The organism is Moraxella sp., assembly GCF_024227015.1.
GTDB lineage: Bacteria > Pseudomonadota > Gammaproteobacteria > Pseudomonadales > Moraxellaceae > Moraxella.
The window spans coordinates 1-558 of the sequence record NZ_JAAELD010000233.1; the positions used below are offsets into that span (position 1 = coordinate 1).

The 558-nt window shown below is 47.7% G+C and carries 1 protein-coding gene; it reads left to right on the forward strand.

Features of this window, described 5'->3' with window-relative positions:
- Positions 1–558, forward strand: a 558-nt coding sequence (locus tag GY683_RS05470) for an SUMF1/EgtB/PvdO family nonheme iron enzyme (RefSeq protein WP_297287786.1), incomplete at both ends; no start/stop codon positions are given.

The following is a 558-nucleotide window of genomic DNA, read 5'->3' on the forward strand; positions in this document are numbered from 1 at the left end:
TCGTGATCGCTTAAAAGATGGTCGTTTAGGTCCAGAAATGGTGCGAATCCCTGCTGGGCGTTTTCGGATGGGCGATATTCAGGGCGGTGGTGATGGTGATGAAAAACCAGTGCATCGGGTGTCGGTGAGTGAATTTGCGATGGGGCGTTATGAAGTCACCTTTGCAGAGTATGATAAATTTGCACAGGCGACGGGGCGAAAAAAACCAGATGATGAAGGCTGGGGGCGTGGTAATCGCCCTGTGATAAACGTCTCTTGGGATGATGCCGTCGCTTATGCCAAGTGGTTAAGTCAACAAACTGGCAAACAATATCGTTTACCGACTGAAGCAGAGTGGGAATATGCGGCTCGTGCCGGCACGGAAACTCAATATTGGTGGGGTAATGAAATTGGTCAGAATCGGGCTGTGTGTGATGCTTGTGGCAGTCGTTGGGATAATAAACAGACTGCACCAGTCGGTTCGTTTGCAGCCAATCCTTTTAGTTTATATGACACGGTAGGCAATGTTTGGGAATGGACTTGCTCTGAATATGAAGATAAGTATAGTGGTAAAGAAAA